Below are 19,629 nucleotides of genomic sequence, written 5' to 3' on the forward strand. Positions count from 1 at the left end.
CCAGGCATGGCTGTGTAGTTCCCCCCGTTTCGCTGCCTGCACATCGATCGCACTGCGTCATGTCGGTGCGCCCCCACAGACAGCTTGTACGAATGTTATCCATACCTGGCGCACAAAGCTAGGGTGTGTTTTGTCCGGGATTTTGGTATGACGCGCCACGCCCCTGGGCATAGCCTGGCTATAGCGGTCGAGGCGTTTGATCGCGAGCCCCGATCAAAGGACTCCGCATGCCCATCAGCGACGTCGCGTTTGTCGACACGCCCCTGCTCCGCTTCGGCTATGAGGAGGTCGGCGATCCCAAGGGCCGGCCCATCATCCTCCTGCACGGGTTCCCCTATGACGTCCGCTCCTACGACCGGGTGGCCTCGATCCTGGCAGACGCGGGGATGCGCGTGATTGCACCGTACCTGCGCGGGTTTGGTCCGACCCGGTTCCGCTCCGAACAGACGCCGCGCTCCGGCCAGCAGGCGGCGCTCGGCCGGGACGTCATCGACCTCATGGATGCGCTGGGCATCGAGCGGGCAATCGTTGCCGGATACGACTGGGGTGGGCGGGCAGCCTCGGTGGCCGCGGCACTGTTCCCCGAGCGGATCGACGGCCTGGTCACGGTGTCGGGCTACCCCATCCAAGACATTGCCGGATCGGTTGAACCCGACCTGCCCGCCGAGGAGAAACTGTCCTGGTATCAGTACTACTTCCACTCCGAACGGGGTCGGCGCGGCCTGGAGCAATACCGCGAGGACCTGTGCCGCGGGCTCTGGCGCGACTGGTCGCCGGAGTGGTCCGAGGCAGACACCGCGTTTGCGGACACCGCGGCCAGCCTGCACAACCCGGACTTTGTGGACGTGGTGATCCACTCCTATCGGCATCGCTGCGGACTGGCCGAGGGAGACCCGCGCTATGACGAGCTGGAAGAGCGCCTCGCTCGGCGTCCCACCATCACCGTGCCCACCGTGTCGGTAGACAGCGGGGCGGATGGGTTCGGCTGGTTCGACTCATCGGAGCACGCATCCCACTTCTCCGGCCCCTTCCGGCGCGTGGTGCTGCCCGGTGCCGGACACAACCCGCCGCAGGAGGACCCGGAGGGCTTCGGCGACGCGGTCCTCAGCCTCATCGGCTGAGGCCGCGAAACCTGGCGCTCCGAAGCTTGGCACCGCGAAACCCGAGGCCGCCGGTGCCGAGCCCGCGGAACCGTGAATTCCGGCGCCGAGCCCGTGGCTACTCCGCCAGTGCTTCTTCCAGGCGATCCAGCTTGGCGGTCAGCTCGCCGCTGTAGCCCGGACGGATGTCCGCCTTGAGCACCAGCGAAACGCGGGAGCCAAAGGCGCCCACGGCCTCGGTCGCGGCCTTGATCACCGCGAAGACCTCGTCCCACTCGCCCTCGATGGTGGTGAACATCGAGTCGGTGTGGTTGGGCAGGCCCGAGTCGCGGACGATCTTGACCGCGGCGGCTACCGCGTCGTGAACCGAGGCGTCGGCGTTGTCGCTGCCACTGGGCGAAACCGAAAATGCAACCAGCATGTTAGCTCTCCTTGGTAATGGGGGTGGCCGCCGCCTGAGCGGCAGCGGCACGGGTCTCGGCGCTGGGCAGCACGTGCGGGGCACCCAGGCGCCACAGCTCGCGCACACACCAGACCAGTAGAACCAGCGTACCGATGTTACGCAGGGTGATCGTGATGACCGCCCACAGCTCGGCCCGCAGCAGCGACCCGTAGAGGTACGGATAGAACAGCTGGGTCAGCAGTCCCAGCACCAGGGCCAGCACCGCGGGGAAGCGGAAGCGTTCGGCCGAAACCACCAGACCGAACACGATCGGGGCGATCAGCCACACCATGAACTGCGGCGATCCCACCTTGTTCACGGCGATCATTGCGGTCACCAGGGCCAACACCAGAACCGGCAGAATGCGCAGCGCGCCGGTGCGGGTGCGCTGGGCACGCCAGGCGAGAACCGCGATCAGTGCGACCACCAGCACAAGCACCGGAGTCATCACCGCCGAGAGCGTTTCCACACCCTCACCGCGCACCTGATAGGTGAGGATATCGCGGTCATAGTAGAGCTCGGCGTTGCCCCCGAGCGAGGCGATCCACAGGTAGGGCACCGCAACCGGGGCTTCGATCTGAATGCCACGACCGGTCTGCTGGGTAATGAAGGACAGCACGTTGGGGAATCCGCCGATAAACAGCGCGGCCACCAGCACCACCAGGGTCGTGTAGATCCCGCCCACCAGAATCTTGGTCCGCTGGCGCAGCACCAGAATCGCCGCCCCGATGGCCGCGGCCGGCCAGATCTTCATCCAGGTTGCGATGCTCAGGATGACCGAGGCGACCATCGGATGGCGCGAGATGATCAGCAGCGCGACGATTGCCATCGGCACGGTCACCGCGTCGATCCGGCCCATCACGATCGGCCCCAGCACCACGATAAAGGCCATCCACCAGACGGCCGCGCGCTTACGCCCAATTGAACGTCCGTTACCCAGCAGCACCGCGTAGGCGATCGCGTTGAGAACCGAACACATCACCAACCAGCCCACCGCATACAGCTCGTGACCGAAGGCCAGCGGCGGGATCATCGGCAGCAGCGCCAGGATCGGATAGACCCAGGGCTGGTTGATGCCCACGATCGATCCGCCATTCATGGCCTGTTCGGACCACGGCAGATAGACGATCGTGACGTCTCCCAGCGGGTACCCCGAGGAGGTCAGTGCGAGCCAGAATGCCCAGAGGTGGACAAGGACAAAGATGACCCAGTACGGGGTAAGTCGGGAATTCACATCCTCATCCTAGGTGGCGCGCGTAACGATTCCATGAGTTTGGCAGGCAAACGGATACGCTGGGCCCCAAAGAAGGGACACCCATGAGCCTCAATCTGAACCCCCGCACCGTCGTCTTTGACTACGGGGATGTCATCTCACTTCCGCAGAACGCCGAGGATTTTGCCCGCACGGTCGAGCTGACCGGTGTGGACGCAGAAACCCTCCTGCCGCCGTACTGGAAGCACCGCGCGCCGCTGGATCAGGGCACGATCAGCGTTCTTGAGTACTGGCGACTCATCGCCGACGAGTTGGGTACCCACTGGGATGAGGCCCGGATCCAGGAGATCTGGATCAGCGACTTCCGCAGCTGGCTCTCGATCGATCCCGAGGTGTTTGCGATCATCCGTGAACTCTCCGAGGGCGGCACCCGCCTCGCCCTGCTCTCCAACGCCGGTGCCGATTTTGGTGGTTACTTCCGTCACGGCCCGCTCTCGGGCTACTTCGACGCGTTTGTTGTCAGCGGCGAAATCGACATGATCAAGCCCAATCACGACATCTACGTTCACACACTGAACCTGCTGGGAATCGACGCCGACCGGATGGTGTTTATCGATAACAAGGAGGAGAACATCTCCGCCGCACGCGAGCTCGGCATCACCGGCCACGTGTACACCTCCCCCGGCAGCCTGCGCGCGTTCCTGACCGAACTCGCCTAGCTCCGGCCAGTCAAAAGGTTTTCATGTCATCACCCTTTAGCCCGCTGACCCTGGGCTCAGTCACCGCCCGCAATCGCATCTGGATCGCCCCGATGTGTCAGTATGCGGTGGAACGTCAGGACGGTGTCCCCACCGCCTGGCATGCCGTCCATCTGGGACAGCTCGCAATCGGCGGGGCCGGGATCGTGCTGGCCGAGGCCACCGCGGTCTCCCCCGAGGGCCGGATCTCCCCGCAGGACACCGGCATCTGGAACGATCAGCAGGCCGCCGCCTGGGCCCCGATCACCGCGTTTATCACCTCACAGGGGGCGCTGCCGGGCATCCAGCTGGCTCACGCCGGCCGCAAGGCCTCGGTCTATCGCCCCTGGGGCACCGATCAGACCGGCAGCGTGCCGGAGTCCGAGGGTGGCTGGGCCACCATCGCGCCGTCGGCGATCGCGTTTGAGGGCTATGACACCCCGCGCGAGATGACGACCGCGGATATCGCCGGAGTCGTGCGCGACTTCGGTGCCGCCGCAAGACGCGCGGTGGATGCGGGCTTCAAGGTGATCGAGATTCACGCGGCCCACGGCTACCTGCTGCACTCGTTCCTCTCCCCGCTGTCCAACACCCGCACCGATTCGTTTGGCGGCACTCCGGAGAACCGGGCCAAGCTGCTGGAACTGGTGATTCGCGAGGTGCGCACCCGGGTCGGCGACCTGCCGATCTTTGTGCGACTGTCGGCCACCGACTGGGCCGAGGGTGGCCTCACCGAGGAGCTCATCACCGATATCGGTCGCCGCGCCGAGGCTGCCGGTGCCGATCTGTTGGACGTTTCGACCGGCGGACTCGTCGCCCACCAGCACATCCCCGTTGCCCCCGGCTACCAGGTGCCCTTCGCCGCGAGCCTGCGTGCGGCAACCGGTATCCCGGTCGCCGCGGTGGGCCTGTTCACCACGCCCGAGCAGGTGGCTGAGACGCTGGCCGAGGCACAGGCCGATGCGATCCTGATCGGCCGCGAGGCCCTGCGCGATCCGCGGTTCCCGTTGCGGGCGGCGCACGTCCTGGGTGCCGAGATCGACTATGTCCCGGGGCCGTACGAGCGGGCACCGTTCCGCACCCGCTAGACGATACCGCGGGCCCGGGTGGCAGGATTCCTGCCACCCGGGCCCGCGGTTTGTCGCGGCCACAATAACGATCAATTTCGAAACATTGTGTGTTCCGGGAAGAACCGTTCACTGAACGGTGTTGGATGGTGGCAGGTGATGTAACGAGGGGATGCATACGCACCGGCGCACGCTACTCCCACGTTCCATCTCCGCCATGGAACCCAACGATCGTTCACCCATTCCACCGGAATTGGCGCCAACGACCGGAAGAGAAGGAGCCTCACATGTCCGAAGTGTTTACCCCCATTACCCTCCGCTCGATTACCGCCCGCAACCGTCTCTGGGTGACCCCCATGTGCCAGTACGTGGTGCACAAGCAGGACGGGGTACCCACCAGTTGGCACACCGTGCACCTGGGCCAGTTCGCCGTGGGCGGGGCCGGAGTGGTGCTCGCCGAGGCCACCGCGGTGGCACCCGAGGGGCGCATCTCCCCGCAGGACACCGGAATCTGGAATGACGAGCAGGCGGCCGCCTGGGCACCGATCGCGGCCTTTATCACCGAGCACGGTGCCATCCCCGGCATCCAGCTCTCCCACGCCGGCCGCAAGGCCTCCACGCGTCCGCTGTGGGGAACAGATCAGACCGGCAGCGTGCCGGCCACCGAGGGCGGCTGGGACACCGTTGCCCCCTCGGCCATCGCACACGAGGGTGATGCGGTCCCGCGGGAAATCAGTGTGGATGAGATTCATCGGGTGATCCGAGACTTCGGTACCGCCGCACGCCGCTCGGTGGATGCCGGCTTCAAGATCATCGAGCTACACGCCGCTCATGGATACCTCATCCACCAGTTCCTCTCCCCCCTCAGCAACACCCGGACCGATGAGTTTGGGGGCAGCCCGGAGAATCGCGCCCGCCTGCTGGAGCTTGTGATTCGCGAGGTGCGTCAGCAAATTGGCGAAGACCTTCCGATCCTGGTCCGGCTCTCGGCCACCGACTGGGCCGAGGGTGGACTCACCAACGATCTGATCGTGGACATCGGCCGTCGCGCCGAGGCCGCAGGGGCGGATCTACTTGATGTGTCCACCGGCGGGCTGGTTGCCCATCAGAAGATTCCCGTTGCTCCCGGATACCAGGTGCCGTTTGCCAAGCTGCTGCGCGATAACACCACCATCCCGGTGTCCACCGTGGGGCTCTTCACCGAGCCTCAGCAGGTGGAGGATGCACTCACCAATCATCAGGCAGACGTGGTGCTGGTGGGTCGCGAGGTCTTGCGCGATCCCCACTTCCCCCTGCGCGCCGCGCACGTCCTCGGTGCGAACATCGACTATTTCCCGGCACCGTACGGTCACGCACGGTTCCGTAATCGCTAGCGGACACCAGACAAAAGCGCCCCGCCGAGAAATCTCGGCGGGGCGCTTTTAACACTTACCTAGGTGTCGCGGCGGGTGGCGTCGTGCACCTCACCCACCAGCTCCTCGATGATGTCCTCGAGGAAGAGCACACCGGTGGTCTGCCCCTCGGTGTCGATCGCGCGGGCCAGGTGCGAGCCCGAGCGACGCATCGTCGCCAGCGCGTCCTCCAGGTCCTGGGTCTCGGGCAGCGAGATCAACCGGCGAATCCGACGCAGCGGGATCGGCTGATCCGGCGAATCCTCATCCCCACCGGTATCAAAGCGCAGCACATCCTTGAGGTGCAGGTAGCCGAGGAGGTCGTGTTCCTCCCCCTCACCAGACCCGGTGATCACGTAGCGCGAGAAGCCCTTCTTGGCGACCGCCCGCTCCAGCTGCGAGGTGGTCACACCCGCGGGCAGGGTGACCAGCTCGGCGGTGGGGATCGCCACATCGGATACCTTCTTACCGGTGAACTCAAACGCCGCAGTCAGCGCGCCCGAGTTATCGGTCAGCACACCCTCACGGGTGGACTGGGACACGATCGTGGCGACCTCATCCAAGGTGAAGGTTGAGTTGGCCTCGTTCTTGGGTACCACCCGCATTGCGTGCAGGACCAGGTTCGCGAACCAGTTCAGGCCCCAGATGATCGGCTTGAACACGCGGGCGATGAACACCAGCGGCGGGGCCAGGATCAGCACCGCGCGGTCGGGCACCGAGAAGGAGAGGTTCTTGGGAACCATCTCACCAAACACCACGTGCAGGTAGGACACCAGCAGCAGGGTGATGATGAACGCAACCGTGCTCACCACGCCGTCCGGCAAACCGGTCAGCGCCAGCGGATACCCCAGCAGGTGGTGGATCGCCGGCTCGGACACGTTCAGGATCAGCAGCGAACACACGGTGATACCCAGCTGGCTGGTGGCCAGCATCAGGGTCGCGTGTTCCATCGCCCAGAGCGCGGTGATCGCGCTGCGCTTGCCCTTTTCGGCCAGCGGCTCGATCTGCGAGCGGCGTGCGGAGATCACCGCAAACTCGGCGCCCACGAAGAAGGCGTTACCCAGCAGCAGAATAAACAGCCAGGCGATTCCGGCCCAGTCACTCATCGCTGCACCTCCCTATCCGTCGGGTCGTCATTCGGGCGGGTGATGGCCTCCGGGATCAGGGTGACGCCGGTGCGCGGGGCGCTGTTTTCGGCGTCGGACACCGCGGGGGCCACGGTCTCGGAATCGCCGGTGGCGGCGGCATCGGATTCCAGGCGCTCGGTGCTGCGGAAGCGGATCCGGTCGATCCGGTGGCCGTCCATCCGCTCCACCCGGAAGGTGCCGTGCTCGGCGGCGTACTCGTCGCCGATTGCCGGGACGCGTCCCAGCATCGCCATCAGGTAGCCGGCAACGGTCTCATAGGGGCCCTCTTCGGGCACCAGAATGCCGGTGCGCTCGCGCAGTTCGTCGGGGCGCAGGCTGCCCGGGAAGAGCACACCCTCCACCGAGTTCACCACGCCCGCGCTGGTGCGGTCGTGTTCGTCGGATACCTCGCCGACGATTTCCTCAACCAGGTCTTCCAGGGTCGCGACGCCGGCGGTTCCGCCGTACTCGTCCACCACCACGGCCATCTGCAGGCCACGGCCACGCAGTTCGCCCAGCAGGAAGTCCAGGGGCATCGTCTCGGGAACACGCAGTACGTCAACCTGCAGGGCTGACACCGGCACGTCCGCGCGACGCTCGCGTGGGACGCCCACCGCGTGCTTGAGGTGGACGATGCCGACGATGTCATCGATATCGGTGTCGATCACCGGGAAGCGGGAGAATCCGGTCTCGCGGGCGAGATCCAGGACCGCCTGGGCGGGATCGGTGCGGGACGCGGCGACCACGCGCAGGCGCGGGGTCATCACATCGGAGGCGTCGTGAGCCGAGAAGCGCAGGGTGCGATCCAGCAGCGTCGCGGTGTCCTCTTCCAGGGTTCCCGCCCCTGCCGAACGGCGCAGCAGGCTGGAGAGTTCCTCGGCGGTTCGGGCCCCGGAGAGTTCCTCCTTGGGCTCGATGCCCACCGAGCGCAACACGCCGTTGGCGCTTCCGTTCAGGACTTGTACAGCGGGTCGAAAGATTGCGGTGAAGGCGGTCTGGAACGGCACCACAACCTTCGCGGTTGCCAGCGGCAACGCGAGGGCGAAGTTCTTGGGAACCAGTTCACCGATCACCATCGAGATCAGCGTGGCGATCACGATGGCCACCACACTCGAGATCGGCCCGATCGCGTCCTCGCTCACACCCCAGCTAATAAAGGGATCGGCGAGCAGCCGCGAAATTCCGGGCTCCAGGGTGTAACCCGCGAGCAGCGTGGTGAGCGTGATGCCCAGCTGCGCGCTGGAGAGGTGTGTAGAAGTATGGCGCAGCGCGCCAATGGTGCGGGTGAGCTTTTGCTCACCACGGTCGCGTCGGGCCTCAAGATCGGAACGATCGAGGTTCACCAAGGCGAATTCGGAGGCAACGAAGAATCCGGTACCTACCGTCAGCAACAAACCGATGCCCAGCAGCACCCATTCCGACATTTAGATCACCGCCGTGAGGGCGTGTCTATGTCGAAGGTGGCCGGGCATGAGAGATCGAGGAGGGTCATCCATTGTGCCAAATAGCATAACAAACCGCGCCGAACCCCGCACCAGAAAGTCCACAAATTGTCTGCGTGACAAGACCCGGAGTGGATTTCTCACCTCACCGGGCCCGAACATTCCTGCACGCCCAAAATAGGTCTAGGCTTGTGCAGTAGATATGCAGCGTCGCAACCTACGTCGCTGAGTTCGCAAATGTCACGGAGAGAGTGGTGGTCTGGCGGTGTCAAGCCAGTTGACCGGAGTCGGAGCCGGGGACGGTTCGTCCGGAGAGTTCGGGGCCAACGAGTGGTTGGTCGAGGAGCTTTACGAGAAATTTTTAGCGGATAAGAACTCGGTGGATGAGTCGTGGTGGCCCACGCTAGAGGCCTTCCACACGAGCCAACAAGCCGGGCAGACCGGAGCGGTCGGCGGTGGTGTCCCTGCGACATCAGCCCCGGCAACATCGGTGCCGGCAATATCGGCCCCGGCACAGCCGACCGGTGCGCAACCCGCGCCCCCGGCCCCCACCACCGGCACACAGCCGGTGGCACGCACCACCGCGCATCAGCCCAATGCGAACCCGATCCCCGCGCAGGCCCCGCGTCCGGCAAAGAAGCCCGACGCCGACGCCACCAGCCCCGCGGTGGAGCCCGCAGAGGACGTGGTCACGCCGCTCAAGGGTCTGGCCAAGACCCTCGCCAAGAACATGGACGCCTCGGTGGCCGTGCCCACCGCCACCAGCGTGCGCACCATCCCGGCCAAGCTGATGATCGATAACCGCATCGTCATCAACAACCACCTGGCCCGCGCCCGCGGTGGCAAGGTGTCCTTCACCCACCTGATCGGCTGGGCGCTGATCCAGGCGATCAAGGAGACCCCGAGCCAGAACGTCTACTACGCCGAGGTTGATGGCAAGCCGAGCGTTGTGGCTCCGGCACATATCAACCTGGGTATCGCAATCGACGTGCCCAAGCCCGACGGAACCCGCTCTCTCGTGGTTCCCTCGATCAAGGCCGCCGACACGATGAGCTTCAGCGAGTATCTCTCCGCGTATGAAGACCTCATCAAGCGTGGACGCAACAATAAGCTCACGATGGCCGACTATGCCGGCACCACGATCTCGCTGACCAACCCCGGCGGTATCGGCACCGTGCACTCGGTCCCGCGTCTGATGTCGGGCCAGGGCTGCATCATCGGTGCCGGTGCACTGGACTACCCGGCAGAGTTCCAGGGCTCCAGCCCCAAGACGCTGGTGGACCTGGGCATCGGCAAGACCATCACCCTGACCTCCACCTATGACCACCGCGTCATCCAGGGTGCGGGTTCGGGTGAGTTCCTCAAGCGTGTGCACGAGCTGCTGCTCGGTCAGCGTAACTTCTACGAGGACATCTTCGCCGCCCTGCGCATCCCCTATGACCCCATTCACTGGGCACCGGACATCTCGGTGGATGTCAGCGGCTTCCTGAACAAGACCTCCCGGGTCCAGGAACTCGTCAACGCCTTCCGCGTGCGCGGTCACCTGATGGCCGATGTGGACCCGCTGGAATACGTCCAGCGTCGCCACCCCGACCTCGACATCTCCAGCCACGGCCTGACCTTCTGGGACCTGGACCGCGAGTTTGTCACCGGCGGCCTCGGCGGCACTCAGACCGCCAAGCTGCGCGACATCCTGGGCATCCTGCGCGACTCCTACTGCCGCACCATCGGCCTGGAGTACATGCACATCCAGGACCCGGCCCAGCGTCAGTGGATGCAGGACAAGGTCGAGCGCCCCTACGCTAAGCCGACGCGCGATGAGCAGCTGCGCATCCTCGGCAAGCTCAACGAGGCCGAGGCCTTCGAGACCTTCCTGCAGACCAAGTATGTGGGCCAGAAGCGCTTCAGCCTCGAGGGTGGCGAGTCGGTTATTCCGCTGCTCGATGCCATCCTGCAGGGTGCGGCCGAGGCAAACCTCGACGGCGCGGCCATCGGTATGGCCCACCGTGGACGCCTGAACGTCCTCACCAACATCGCCGGCAAGACCTACGGTCAGATTTTCCGCGAGTTTGAGGGACGCACCAATGAGAACATCTCCGGTTCCGGAGACGTCAAGTACCACCTGGGCACCGAGGGCACCTTCCACGGTGCCGGCGGGGAGCAGCTGCCGGTTTATCTGGCCGCCAACCCCTCGCACCTCGAGGCCGTCAACGGTGTCCTGGAGGGCATCGTGCGCGCCAAGCAGGACCGTCAGCCCATCGGCACGTTCACCACGCTGCCGATCCTGGTGCACGGTGACGCGGCGATGGCCGGACAGGGTGTGGTCCTGGAGACCATGCAGATGTCCCAGCTGCGCGGATACCGCACCGGTGGAACCATCCACGTGATCGTCAACAACCAGGTGGGCTTCACCACGACGCCGGGCGAGGGTCGTACCTCGACCTACTCGAGCGATGTGGCCAAGACCATCCAGGCACCGATCTGGCACGTCAACGGGGATGACCCCGAGGCCGTGGTCCGGGTGGCCGAGCTCGCCTTCGAGTTCCGTCAGAAGTTCCACAAGGACGTCGTAATCGACCTGATCTGCTACCGTCGTCGCGGTCACAACGAGGGCGATGACCCCTCGATGACCCAGCCGCTGATGTACAACCTGATCGAGGCCAAGCGCAGCGTCCGCAAGCTCTACACCGAGGGCCTGGTTGGCCGTGGAGACATCACCCAGGAGGAGTACGAGGCCGCCCACCGCGACTTCCAGGACCGCCTGGAACGCGCGTTCATGGAGACCCATGCGGCGCAGACCTCCTCCAACGTGCTGGTGCTGCCCACCGAGGGTGAGGGTGAGGACGACGGCTACACCGGCGAGCCCGCCTCGACCGGTGTCAGCGAGGCGCTGGTTCACCAGATCGGCGACGCGTTCAACAACAAGCCCGAGGGCTTCACCGTGCACCCCAAGCTGCAGCAGCTGCTGCAGAAGCGCCTGGACATGAGCCGCAACGGCAGCGTGGACTGGGGCTTCGGCGAGCTGCTCGCCCTGGGTTCGCTGCTCATGGAGGGCACCCCGGTGCGCATGAGCGGTCAGGACAGCCGCCGCGGCACCTTCGTGCAGCGTCACGCGGTCCTGCACGACCGGGTGAGCGGCCAGGAGTGGTTGCCGCTGGCAAACCTCTCCGAGTCGCAGGCTCGATTCTGGATCTACGACTCGCTGCTCAGCGAGTACGCGGTGATGGGCTTCGAGTACGGCTACTCGGTCGAGCGTCCCGACGCACTGGTGCTCTGGGAGGCACAGTTTGGTGACTTCGCCAACGGTGCGCAGACCATCATCGACGAGTTCATCTCCTCGGCCGAGCAGAAGTGGGGCCAGCGCTCGAGCGTTGTGCTGCTGCTGCCGCACGGATTCGAGGGTCAGGGACCGGACCACTCCTCCGCCCGGATCGAGCGCTTCCTGCAGCTCGCCGCCGAGAACAACATGACCGTGGCGCGTCCGTCGACACCGGCCAGCTATTTCCACCTGCTGCGCCGTCAGGCCTACGCACGTCCGCGCCGCCCGCTGGTGGTCTTCACCCCGAAGGCCATGCTGCGTCTGCGCGGAGCGACCAGCGAGATCAGCGACTTCACCTCGGGCAAGTTCGAGCCGGTTATCGACGACGCACGGATCACCGATCCCGCCGCCGTCACCCGGGTCCTGCTGCACGCCGGCAAGATCCACTGGGACCTGGCCGCCGAGCTGGCAAAGAACCCTGACGAGAAGATCGCCCTGGTGCGCCTGGAGCAGTACTACCCGCTGCCCGGACACGAGCTGACCGCGGTCGCCGCGCGCTACCCCAACGCCGAGCTGGTGTGGGTGCAGGATGAGCCGGAGAACCAGGGTGCGTGGCCGTTCATCGCCCTGGAGACCCGCAAGCTGTTGCCCGAGCGTCGCGTTCGCGTGATCTCGCGTCGCGCCTCGGCCTCCCCCGCTACCGGGTCGGCCAAGCGTCACGCCGCCGAGCAGACGGCGATCATCACCCGCGCACTCGAGCAGTAGGCTCGCGCACACAAACGGCCCGTCGGTTTCCGGCGGGCCGTTTGTGTTGCGCCCTGCGTCGGGGCGCGTCGGTGCCCGCGGCTAGGCTGGGCGCATGCATGCGATTGAACGTGGCGAGGGCACCCCGCTGATTCTGCTGCACGGATTCGGGGTGGACCATCGCAGTCTGCTGCCGCTGGACCCGGTATTTGAGCGGGCAGGCGGCTGGCGTCGCCTCTACCTGGATCTGCCCGGCACCGCCGGCACCCCGGTGGGCAAGGTGCGCAGCACCGCGGACATGGTGGACGCCGTAGCCGCCGAGATCACCGCGCGGATCGGCTCGGAGCCCTTTGCGCTGCTGGGGTACTCATTTGGCGGGATGATCGCCCGCGCGATCGCGCACCGCTTCCGCGACCGGGTGATCGGCCTGGCCACGGTGGTGGGTGTGGTGGTCTCCCGGCATGAGGCACGCGATGTCCCCGAACCCACGGTTCTCCATCACGACCCCGAGGCTCTCGCCCTCGCCGGGGATGCGGCCTCCGCCTACGCCGAGTTGGCGGTGGTGCAGAGTCCCGAGAACGTGCGCGCCTTCCTCGAGCACGTTCAGCCGGGCCTCGCCTCGGTCGATCCAATCGGCCTGGGCCGGATCGCCGCCCGCTACACCCTCCCGATCGAACCCGAGGCGGCCTCCCCCGAGCCCTGGACGCGGCCGGCCCTGTTCCTCACCGCCCGGCAGGACAATGTGGTGGGCTACCGGGACACCTGGGCAACCCTCGACCACTATCCCCGCGCGACCTTTGTCGCCCTGGACGCCGCGGGCCACAACGTCCACCTCGACCGGCCGGAGCTCACCGCGGCGCTGCTCGGCGACTGGGCGGCACGGGTGCGCGCGGAACACTAGCCCGACGTCGGGCGGTTTCCGGCGGAGTCCGAGGGGTTACCGTATCTGGGCAGTATCCGGCGGTATGCGCAGTGAGGCTGCCTCCAGGCGGACTGCCGCACCCTCCTTCCTGTGCGGTTGCCGCACATCCAGAAGCAATACTTGTATGGCATCGATTCATGAGCGTAGCGTGCCCTCAACGGTCACTTTCTAGGAATCGGGGGATTCTCTCATGACCATTCAGCTCCCTTCTCTCCGTCCCGTTTCGACGCTTGAAACTCCGCCCGGACGTGGCATAGCACTGGGCCGAGATCGGCGTCCGCGCTCCCGCCTGCTGGCGCTTCTCCTGGGCCTCTCCCTGGGGTTCTCGCTGATCGCCGCGGTACCGCTGACGGCGTCGGAACCTGCAGTCGCCGCCGTGGGCTGTACCGCCCGCGGCACGGGTAGCGACGTTTGGGCGACCCCGGATGCGTTCTACCAGATCGTCACACTGAACGCCTGTGCCGCCCGTCAGCTCTCCGACGAGTATGCAAATTCCGGCGGCTACGCGGGAGCCATCGGCCTGGTGGCAGGATGGATCCCCGGCTGGCCGTCCAAGGCCATCTCGGCCCTGTTCGGGCTGCGTTCCACAGCCGATTTTTTCATCGGCCAGCTCATATCGGACTGCACAGCCAACTTCACCGGTTCGGCGAAGGTCACGTTCATCAACGGCTACGTGCAGGGCTGCGTGCGCGGTCCCGCTGCCGGAAGCGGAGGGATGAGCCATGAGGGAAACTAGCTGGCGCTCGATCGACGCGCCGCCCGAGACCCCTGTGCCGTCCACGGCCCCGGCACCTTCGCGCCCGCCGGGGTCGATTACCGCTGGTTTTCTCACCGGGCTCGGCGGTCTCCTCGGTTTCCGCAGTCCCATCCTGCCGACCGTGGTGTTTGCGCTCATCATGCTCTCGAGCACCCTGGTCTCGCTGTGGCTGACCGGTAACGGCGTCCCGGGCATTCCGATCGGTCTGGTGCTCGCCTGGGGATTCCTGGCGCTGTACCCGCGCATCAGAAAACGGGATCAGGCGCTCATCGACCGCCGAGACCGGGGTTGACCTCGCGCAGAGTTAGGCCGAATACACGCGAAACCACCGATCTCCGAACCGAACGGTGGAGCCTGGATCCACCACATAACGGGTCCACGGGTCTAATGGGTACGCATTTCCGTCGGGGTACACGAGCACACTGCCGTTGCCCGAAGCGGCGTCTGCGACCCACAGCTCATCACTGTAGACACCAAGAATAAGGTGGGTGCGAGAAATCGAACGATCGGTGTCCTCTATGGCAATAATTTGAGGGTTGGGCTCCCGGTCGATCTCGTCCGAGAGCCCGTGATTATGTGGCATACGCCCAAGTACTGCAAACCCAGAAACCCCAAAACGTTCACCAGAATCCAACTCGAGGTGAAACCTCTCGTGTGTGTTCAATGGTCGTCCTTTCTCGGGAACCGATAGGTCGTCAGTTTCATCCAGCCTGTGCTCGCACTTCGACGAATGGAGCGGGCCCGAAGGAGCCGGACGAGCCGTGACCGGCGGCCGTCCTTGGCCATCACCAGTTTTGCCCCAGCTCGGAGGTCTTTCCAGTATGACTCAACCTCCTCCGCGTCGGCCACGTGACGGGCAAAATCGGCCGCGTTTGCCCGCTCGGCTAAGGTCAGTACCCTTGCCTTCGCCTCCGGCGACACACCGGGCTCCACCATGCCCCATTCGCTGACCGTTTCCAAACGTGTGTGTGTTGCCGGGACCACGCTCCCACGGTCCACGAGCATGTCACGAACCTCTGCCCATGCTCCAGCCACGCTGCGATGGGCTCGATCTTGCCGATACCGATAGCGTCGACGCAGCGCCGCCACGAGCATGAGGCCCCAGAGCGGAAGGCTGAGTATCGACAACACCAGCAGGATAGGCCAGCTGACACCCCAAATTGCGAGCAGCATCTGAATCCATGCAGGGATTTCGCCCTCCGGTGCCGCGTCATCATCGGTAGTTCGCGAATCGAGGGGATCTTCTTTGATGACCGCAGGCGGCGGAAGTACCGTTTCCGGTTGAGGTTGCGCCTCGAGGGGCTTCTCCTCGGCTGGAGGGATTTCACGTGTTTCCGGAACCGGATCGATTCCCACCCATTTGCCGTCAAAGCGTTGCACTTCCGCCCACGCGGTGAGGTCTGCCCCGACAACCTTTGGCCCGTTTACTTCATACCCCACCACGACCCTTGCCGGGAAACCTAACCCGCGGGCTAACACGGCAAAAGCCGTTGCATACTGTTCGGCATCACCCAGCATCGGGCTTTCATCCACGAGTAGGTTCAGCCGGCCCGCGGAGTGCCCGGGTCGTGAAAATGGTTCGCCATCACCGGAATGGCTCACATATCCGGTGCGGAGCCATCGCGCTACCGCGAGCAGTCGCTCGGCTGGAGGATCCTCGGCGGAATACTGCGCGGCGGCAGCTTTTTCCAATGCCTCAGGGACCACGGGCAACTCCGCCTGTGCGGCATCTCCCGGGACAATTCCTGCGATACTGTCGTCCGAGAGCGTCCCCGGAAGTACCGCACGGACTGTATAGGTGAGTCCCTTGCTGACGCCTTGACGAAGGACACCGGCATTCGCAACCCGGTTGTAATAGAACTGCTCCCTCGTTGATTCCTCGGCGAACGACACGGTCTCGGGTGTTCCGACCAACGGGAGCCACACGCCCGTCAAATCGTCAATCGTGATCCGAACGCTGACGCTCTTACCCGGTGACACATCGTTCAGTCGAAGTGGCACCTGTTGGTAGGCTCCCGCTACACCAGCGGTTTCCGATGTTCCGGATGCACTGGAGAATACCTGACCGTCATAGTCATCAAGCGTTGCAAGTCGGATCCGCGTTCCCGCGGTGGCACCCTCGATCTCAAACTGAACTTGGGTCTTTTCCGGCACCGTCACCGAGTTTCGATAGGCCACCATTGGGCTGACGTATTCTTTCGGATCAAACGGAACCTTGACGTGCGACCTAATGACGTCACGATCCAGGCGCGGTTCGATAGCCCCCGAGACAAGCCCACCTGTCACCCCGGCAACACCCACAACAATCACTGCAGCGAGTCCCCGCCTAAAGTGATCGGCAACCCGACCGCGGCGAGGTCGCGTCGTCGATTTCCCCTCTCCAGCCCCTGACGGTGACATCATTCCAAGGGTCCGAAGCGTTGCCCAAGCCAATCCGATACCGATCACAAGTAAACCGCTCAACACCGCGGTGGACGAGGCCTCGGGTCCGCAGGCGATGGCAAAGATGTAGAGCACGGCAACGGGCAACACCGCCCAGCCACGTCCCGCCCGGTTTAACAGCCAGAATGCCGCGCTTGCGCAGATATAGGACACAAGAAAGGCGGGAACCAAGACGCCGCGATAATTCCCCAGAGGCGGGTCCACTGTCACAATTTGTTTCCACCCAGATACTGCCGCGAGGATAAACTCTCGCGCGCCGTCCCAGCTTGGAAGCACGCCGCTTATGCTTCGGGTCGGAACTCCCAGCGGGACGCTCAGAAGGAGCATAACGCCGAGCGAAACCAGCATGACCCGAGTGCCAGACCACTTCCAGATCCTCGCCATCGTGCTGATCGTGAGCCCGGCAAGCACCGACAGGGCAACAAGCCAGATAACCGAAACGTGTTGGTATAGCGACCACAGAGGCATCGCGGCCGCACCAAGGAACAGCGCCAGCAGTACGCTTTCAAACCAGTGCACGCTCGGAGCGGGTTTGCGTTGCCGGCGATTCATACGTTTGCCGTCCGAGCCAGTGCATTCCGGAGGTCATCGAGATATCCGATATCCAGCACGCTGAGTTCCTGTACTCGTTTCATCTTAGGAACCTGCCCAGGGGCACAGATGACCGCCGCGACCTCCACTCCCAAGGGAAATCGCATTGACCAGGAGCGCAGTTCGCGCACGCTCGGCGCCGAACCACATACCAGGAAGATTAGGGAGACCCCGGGAATAGATTGTGCGGCCAAGGTCGAGAGCTCACCCAAGCCAAACGGACTATCATTCCACCCGAGTTCACTCAGTTCATCAAGCAGCGAACCCGAGCTTCGAGTATTCAACCAGCGAGGTTCTCTCGGGGCGTCTTCGTCTGATGGGACCGCCGACGGACCCGTCACCACCGATAGCTCACGTCCATCTCTCATTGCGCGCAGCGCGATTGAGCCCACCGCACTCACTGCCAGCTCAAATTCGGTCTCGGATACATAGCTGGCTGCCGAATTCGCCAGAGCCACAACAATGTGGCTGCGCCGAGTCTCCTCGAACTGACGAACTGTCAACGTACCCGTACGCGCGGTAGCTTTCCAATGGATGTGTCGGCGCTCATCTCCGGGACGATAGTCCCGAAGCGCGTGGAACGAAATATCACTAGCTGTGAGATCGCGTGTGGGGCTACCCTCGAGATCGCGGACAAACCCGGTACTCATGCTGGGCACCGCAGTGGTCTCGGGGTGGACATAAACCGAAACCACGGTGGTCCACTCCAGGGTGCGCCGGAACAGCCCGACCGGGTCACCCCGCACCGTGCGAACAGGTCCAACCTGAACGACGCCTCGGTGCCGAGCAGGTACTTCAAATTCGCTTTGAGAGGCACCAGTGACACCCCGAGTTGGCGCGAGAAGAGGCACGGATTCGTTCCCGATAACAACCTCAACGCGCGCACCCCAGAGGCCACCGTGACGTTCACGACGTAGTCGTATCTTCCCGGGTACAGACGTACCCACAGCGGTCCGAGTGCGCGCAACCTCAAGTTCAACTTCGTAACCTGGAGAACCCAACAAAAACAGAATCGAAATCAGAACGAGTGCCCACAGGGTGACCCCAACGGTGAGGAACTCGCTCCATCCGAGTCCGATCCCCAGTACCGTACTCGCCGCACCCACACCAAGTATCGCCCAGCCTAGGGGGGTGGTAACGCGACGCACAAACTTCGCCCGCCGACGGACCCATCGGCGAAAACGGCGAGCGATCCGTCGTACCCGTCGAATCCACACGGACCGTCGCCGAGCTCGACGCCTGGCGGTGTACCCGGTGGCGCCATAGGCCGTTGAACCGGTGTGTGTAATGTGCCCGCTCGTGACCGAGCCCTGAGTTTCAGTCCCGGAAGTATATTCCGGAGCGCGAGCAATAATCGGGTCGTCGGTCACACCTGTGCCCGTTCTGCCGGCGGAACAACCTCAAGAAGGACGCGAGCGATGATGCTACTCCCGCTCACCCCATCAAATTCTGCCTCGGGGTCGAGCACCAGACGGTGGGCAAATACGGGTTCGGCAAGGAGTTTTATGTCATCGGGCAATACGTACGTACGTCCCTGAGCGGCGGCCCAGGTCATCGAGGCGCGCAACAGGGCTAGGGCTCCACGAATGCTGACCCCCAAACGCACCTCGGGAGCGGATCTCGTCGCATCAACCAATCGTGAGACATAGTCGAGCAATGCGGGTTCAAGGTGGACCAGTTTCGCCACGTGTACCATCTCGGTGAGAATATCCAGGCCGAGAATTGCCGGGATTCTGCGGTGATGAGCGCTCACTCGTACTCCCTCAAGGATACGCATGGTCGATGCGGCATCGGGATAGCCCAGTGAGGTTTTCATCATAAAACGGTCAAGCTGAGCCTCAGGCAGACGGTAGGTACCTGCCTGCTCAATGGGGTTTTGTGTGGCAATGGTCATGAACGGTACGGGTACCTGATGAGATTCGCCATCCACGGTCACCCGGGATTCTTCCATCACCTCAAGCAATGCCGACTGTGTCTTGGGGCTGGCGCGGTTGATCTCATCTGCAAGACAGACATTCGCAAAGATTGGACCCGGATGAAACTCAAAAACTCCGCGCCCCTGATCGTACACACTCATGCCGGTCACATCTCCCGGCAGGAGATCAGGAGTGAACTGGATACGGCTGCTGGTACCGTCGACGGTTTGTGCAATCGCCCGGGCCAGTGACGTTTTCCCCGTGCCTGGGGCATCCTCAAGAAGTAGGTGCCCCTCGCTGAGCATCGTGGTGAATGCCAGTCGCAGAATGTGGTTCTTTCCCAACACCACGGATTCTACGTTTCCGATCAGGCGATCAAAGTTCTCGGCAAACCAACCCGCCTGTTCGGCGGTCATGGGCTCCGGTGTGGACTCGTTCACGGTGTGCTCTTTCTCGATCACTACTGAATGGTTTTCTGG

16 protein-coding genes are annotated in these 19,629 nt (G+C 64.1%); 8 read left to right on the forward strand and 8 right to left on the reverse strand.

What is annotated here, in order from left to right:
• The first annotated feature begins 227 nt into the window (after window positions 1–227).
• Window positions 228–1,121 carry an alpha/beta fold hydrolase gene (locus M2390_RS09205; RefSeq protein ID WP_259178167.1) on the forward strand — a complete coding sequence of 298 codons (894 nt, stop codon included), beginning with the start codon at window positions 228–230 and terminating at the stop codon, window positions 1,119–1,121.
• 97 nt (window positions 1,122–1,218) lie between these two features.
• Here M2390_RS09205 and M2390_RS09210 read toward each other — a convergent pair whose 3' ends face one another.
• Complete coding sequence (locus tag M2390_RS09210; RefSeq protein ID WP_030148900.1) at window positions 1,219–1,521, reverse strand: thiamine-binding protein; 303 nt, start codon at window positions 1,519–1,521, stop codon at window positions 1,219–1,221.
• Between the two features lies 1 nt (window position 1,522).
• Window positions 1,523–2,776 carry a glycosyltransferase family 87 protein gene (locus M2390_RS09215; RefSeq protein WP_259178168.1) on the reverse strand — a complete coding sequence of 418 codons (1,254 nt, stop codon included), beginning with the start codon at window positions 2,774–2,776 and terminating at the stop codon, window positions 1,523–1,525.
• A gap of 83 nt (window positions 2,777–2,859) precedes the next feature.
• Between M2390_RS09215 and M2390_RS09220 the strand changes: the two genes are divergently transcribed.
• The 3 genes from M2390_RS09220 to M2390_RS09230 all read left to right on the forward strand — a co-directional run bounded on the left by M2390_RS09220 (window position 2,860) and on the right by M2390_RS09230 (window position 5,932).
• Window positions 2,860–3,474 carry an HAD family phosphatase gene (locus M2390_RS09220; RefSeq protein WP_259178171.1) on the forward strand — a complete coding sequence of 205 codons (615 nt, stop codon included), beginning with the start codon at window positions 2,860–2,862 and terminating at the stop codon, window positions 3,472–3,474.
• Window positions 3,475–3,497: 23 nt separating this feature from the next.
• The gene (locus tag M2390_RS09225; RefSeq protein ID WP_259178172.1) at window positions 3,498–4,580 is read left to right on the forward strand and encodes an NADH:flavin oxidoreductase/NADH oxidase; all 1,083 of its coding nucleotides are present in this window, start codon (window positions 3,498–3,500) and stop codon (window positions 4,578–4,580) included.
• Window positions 4,581–4,846: 266 nt separating this feature from the next.
• The gene (locus tag M2390_RS09230; RefSeq protein ID WP_259178174.1) at window positions 4,847–5,932 is read left to right on the forward strand and encodes an NADH:flavin oxidoreductase/NADH oxidase; all 1,086 of its coding nucleotides are present in this window, start codon (window positions 4,847–4,849) and stop codon (window positions 5,930–5,932) included.
• A 59-nt stretch (window positions 5,933–5,991) separates the two neighbouring features.
• Here the strand turns inward: M2390_RS09230 and M2390_RS09235 are convergent, their stop codons facing one another.
• Together M2390_RS09235 and M2390_RS09240 are read right to left on the reverse strand one after the other, a co-directional pair.
• A complete protein-coding gene (locus M2390_RS09235; protein ID WP_259178176.1) occupies window positions 5,992–7,056 on the reverse strand; it encodes a hemolysin family protein in 1,065 nt (354 codons plus the stop codon).
• The gene (locus M2390_RS09240) at window positions 7,053–8,501 is read right to left on the reverse strand and encodes a hemolysin family protein (protein WP_259178178.1); all 1,449 of its coding nucleotides are present in this window, start codon (window positions 8,499–8,501) and stop codon (window positions 7,053–7,055) included. The genes M2390_RS09235 and M2390_RS09240 overlap by 4 nt, the downstream gene beginning before the upstream one ends.
• 283 nt (window positions 8,502–8,784) lie before the next feature.
• Here M2390_RS09240 and M2390_RS09245 point away from each other — a divergent pair, with 283 nt between their 5' ends.
• The 4 genes from M2390_RS09245 to M2390_RS09260 all read left to right on the forward strand — a co-directional run bounded on the left by M2390_RS09245 (window position 8,785) and on the right by M2390_RS09260 (window position 14,493).
• Window positions 8,785–12,543, forward strand: coding sequence for a multifunctional oxoglutarate decarboxylase/oxoglutarate dehydrogenase thiamine pyrophosphate-binding subunit/dihydrolipoyllysine-residue succinyltransferase subunit (locus tag M2390_RS09245; protein WP_259178180.1), 3,759 nt, complete (start codon window positions 8,785–8,787; stop codon window positions 12,541–12,543).
• A 94-nt stretch (window positions 12,544–12,637) separates the two neighbouring features.
• Window positions 12,638–13,423, forward strand: a complete 786-nt coding sequence (locus tag M2390_RS09250; protein ID WP_259178181.1) for an alpha/beta fold hydrolase — start codon at window positions 12,638–12,640, stop codon at window positions 13,421–13,423.
• Window positions 13,424–13,634: 211 nt separating this feature from the next.
• Entirely contained in the window at window positions 13,635–14,180 is a 546-nt protein-coding gene (locus tag M2390_RS09255) for a hypothetical protein (protein ID WP_259178182.1), read from the forward strand.
• Window positions 14,167–14,493, forward strand: a complete 327-nt coding sequence (locus M2390_RS09260) for a hypothetical protein (protein WP_259178183.1) — start codon at window positions 14,167–14,169, stop codon at window positions 14,491–14,493. The genes M2390_RS09255 and M2390_RS09260 overlap by 14 nt, the downstream gene beginning before the upstream one ends.
• A 12-nt stretch (window positions 14,494–14,505) precedes the next feature.
• Here the strand turns inward: M2390_RS09260 and M2390_RS16200 are convergent, their stop codons facing one another.
• From M2390_RS16200 to M2390_RS09270, 4 genes are all read right to left on the reverse strand, one after another.
• Window positions 14,506–14,784, reverse strand: a complete 279-nt coding sequence (locus M2390_RS16200) for an FHA domain-containing protein (RefSeq protein WP_396822907.1) — start codon at window positions 14,782–14,784, stop codon at window positions 14,506–14,508.
• Between the two features lie 77 nt (window positions 14,785–14,861).
• Window positions 14,862–17,162 (reverse strand): transglutaminase domain-containing protein, encoded by a 2,301-nt coding sequence (locus M2390_RS09265; RefSeq protein WP_259178184.1) that lies wholly within the window; start codon window positions 17,160–17,162, stop codon window positions 14,862–14,864.
• Window positions 17,163–17,191: 29 nt separating this feature from the next.
• Complete coding sequence (locus tag M2390_RS16205; RefSeq protein WP_396822834.1) at window positions 17,192–17,884, reverse strand: DUF58 domain-containing protein; 693 nt, start codon at window positions 17,882–17,884, stop codon at window positions 17,192–17,194.
• Window positions 17,885–18,600: 716 nt separating this feature from the next.
• A complete protein-coding gene (locus tag M2390_RS09270) occupies window positions 18,601–19,566 on the reverse strand; it encodes a MoxR family ATPase (protein WP_259178510.1) in 966 nt (321 codons plus the stop codon).
• Between the last annotated feature and the right edge of the window lie 63 nt (window positions 19,567–19,629).

The sequence above is a fragment of the Mycetocola sp. BIGb0189 genome, from assembly GCF_024810155.1.
GTDB lineage: Bacteria > Actinomycetota > Actinomycetes > Actinomycetales > Microbacteriaceae > Mycetocola > Mycetocola lacteus.

What these genes read in the sequence shown, in the direction of transcription:
- M2390_RS09205 (WP_259178167.1), top strand. Translation starts at nt 228, where the DNA reads ATGCCCATCAGCGACGTCGCGTTTGTCGACACGCCCCTGCTCCGCTTC.
- M2390_RS09210 (WP_030148900.1), bottom strand. Translation starts at nt 1,521, where the DNA reads ATGCTGGTTGCATTTTCGGTTTCGCCCAGTGGCAGCGACAACGCCGAC.
- M2390_RS09220 (WP_259178171.1), top strand. Translation starts at nt 2,860, where the DNA reads ATGAGCCTCAATCTGAACCCCCGCACCGTCGTCTTTGACTACGGGGAT.
- M2390_RS09225 (WP_259178172.1), top strand. Translation starts at nt 3,498, where the DNA reads ATGTCATCACCCTTTAGCCCGCTGACCCTGGGCTCAGTCACCGCCCGC.
- M2390_RS09230 (WP_259178174.1), top strand. Translation starts at nt 4,847, where the DNA reads ATGTCCGAAGTGTTTACCCCCATTACCCTCCGCTCGATTACCGCCCGC.
- M2390_RS09235 (WP_259178176.1), bottom strand. Translation starts at nt 7,056, where the DNA reads ATGAGTGACTGGGCCGGAATCGCCTGGCTGTTTATTCTGCTGCTGGGT.
- M2390_RS09240 (WP_259178178.1), bottom strand. Translation starts at nt 8,501, where the DNA reads ATGTCGGAATGGGTGCTGCTGGGCATCGGTTTGTTGCTGACGGTAGGT.
- M2390_RS09250 (WP_259178181.1), top strand. Translation starts at nt 12,638, where the DNA reads ATGCATGCGATTGAACGTGGCGAGGGCACCCCGCTGATTCTGCTGCAC.
- M2390_RS09255 (WP_259178182.1), top strand. Translation starts at nt 13,635, where the DNA reads ATGACCATTCAGCTCCCTTCTCTCCGTCCCGTTTCGACGCTTGAAACT.
- M2390_RS09260 (WP_259178183.1), top strand. Translation starts at nt 14,167, where the DNA reads ATGAGGGAAACTAGCTGGCGCTCGATCGACGCGCCGCCCGAGACCCCT.
- M2390_RS16200 (WP_396822907.1), bottom strand. Translation starts at nt 14,784, where the DNA reads ATGCCACATAATCACGGGCTCTCGGACGAGATCGACCGGGAGCCCAAC.
- M2390_RS16205 (WP_396822834.1), bottom strand. Translation starts at nt 17,884, where the DNA reads ATGAGTACCGGGTTTGTCCGCGATCTCGAGGGTAGCCCCACACGCGAT.
- M2390_RS09270 (WP_259178510.1), bottom strand. Translation starts at nt 19,566, where the DNA reads ATGACCGCCGAACAGGCGGGTTGGTTTGCCGAGAACTTTGATCGCCTG.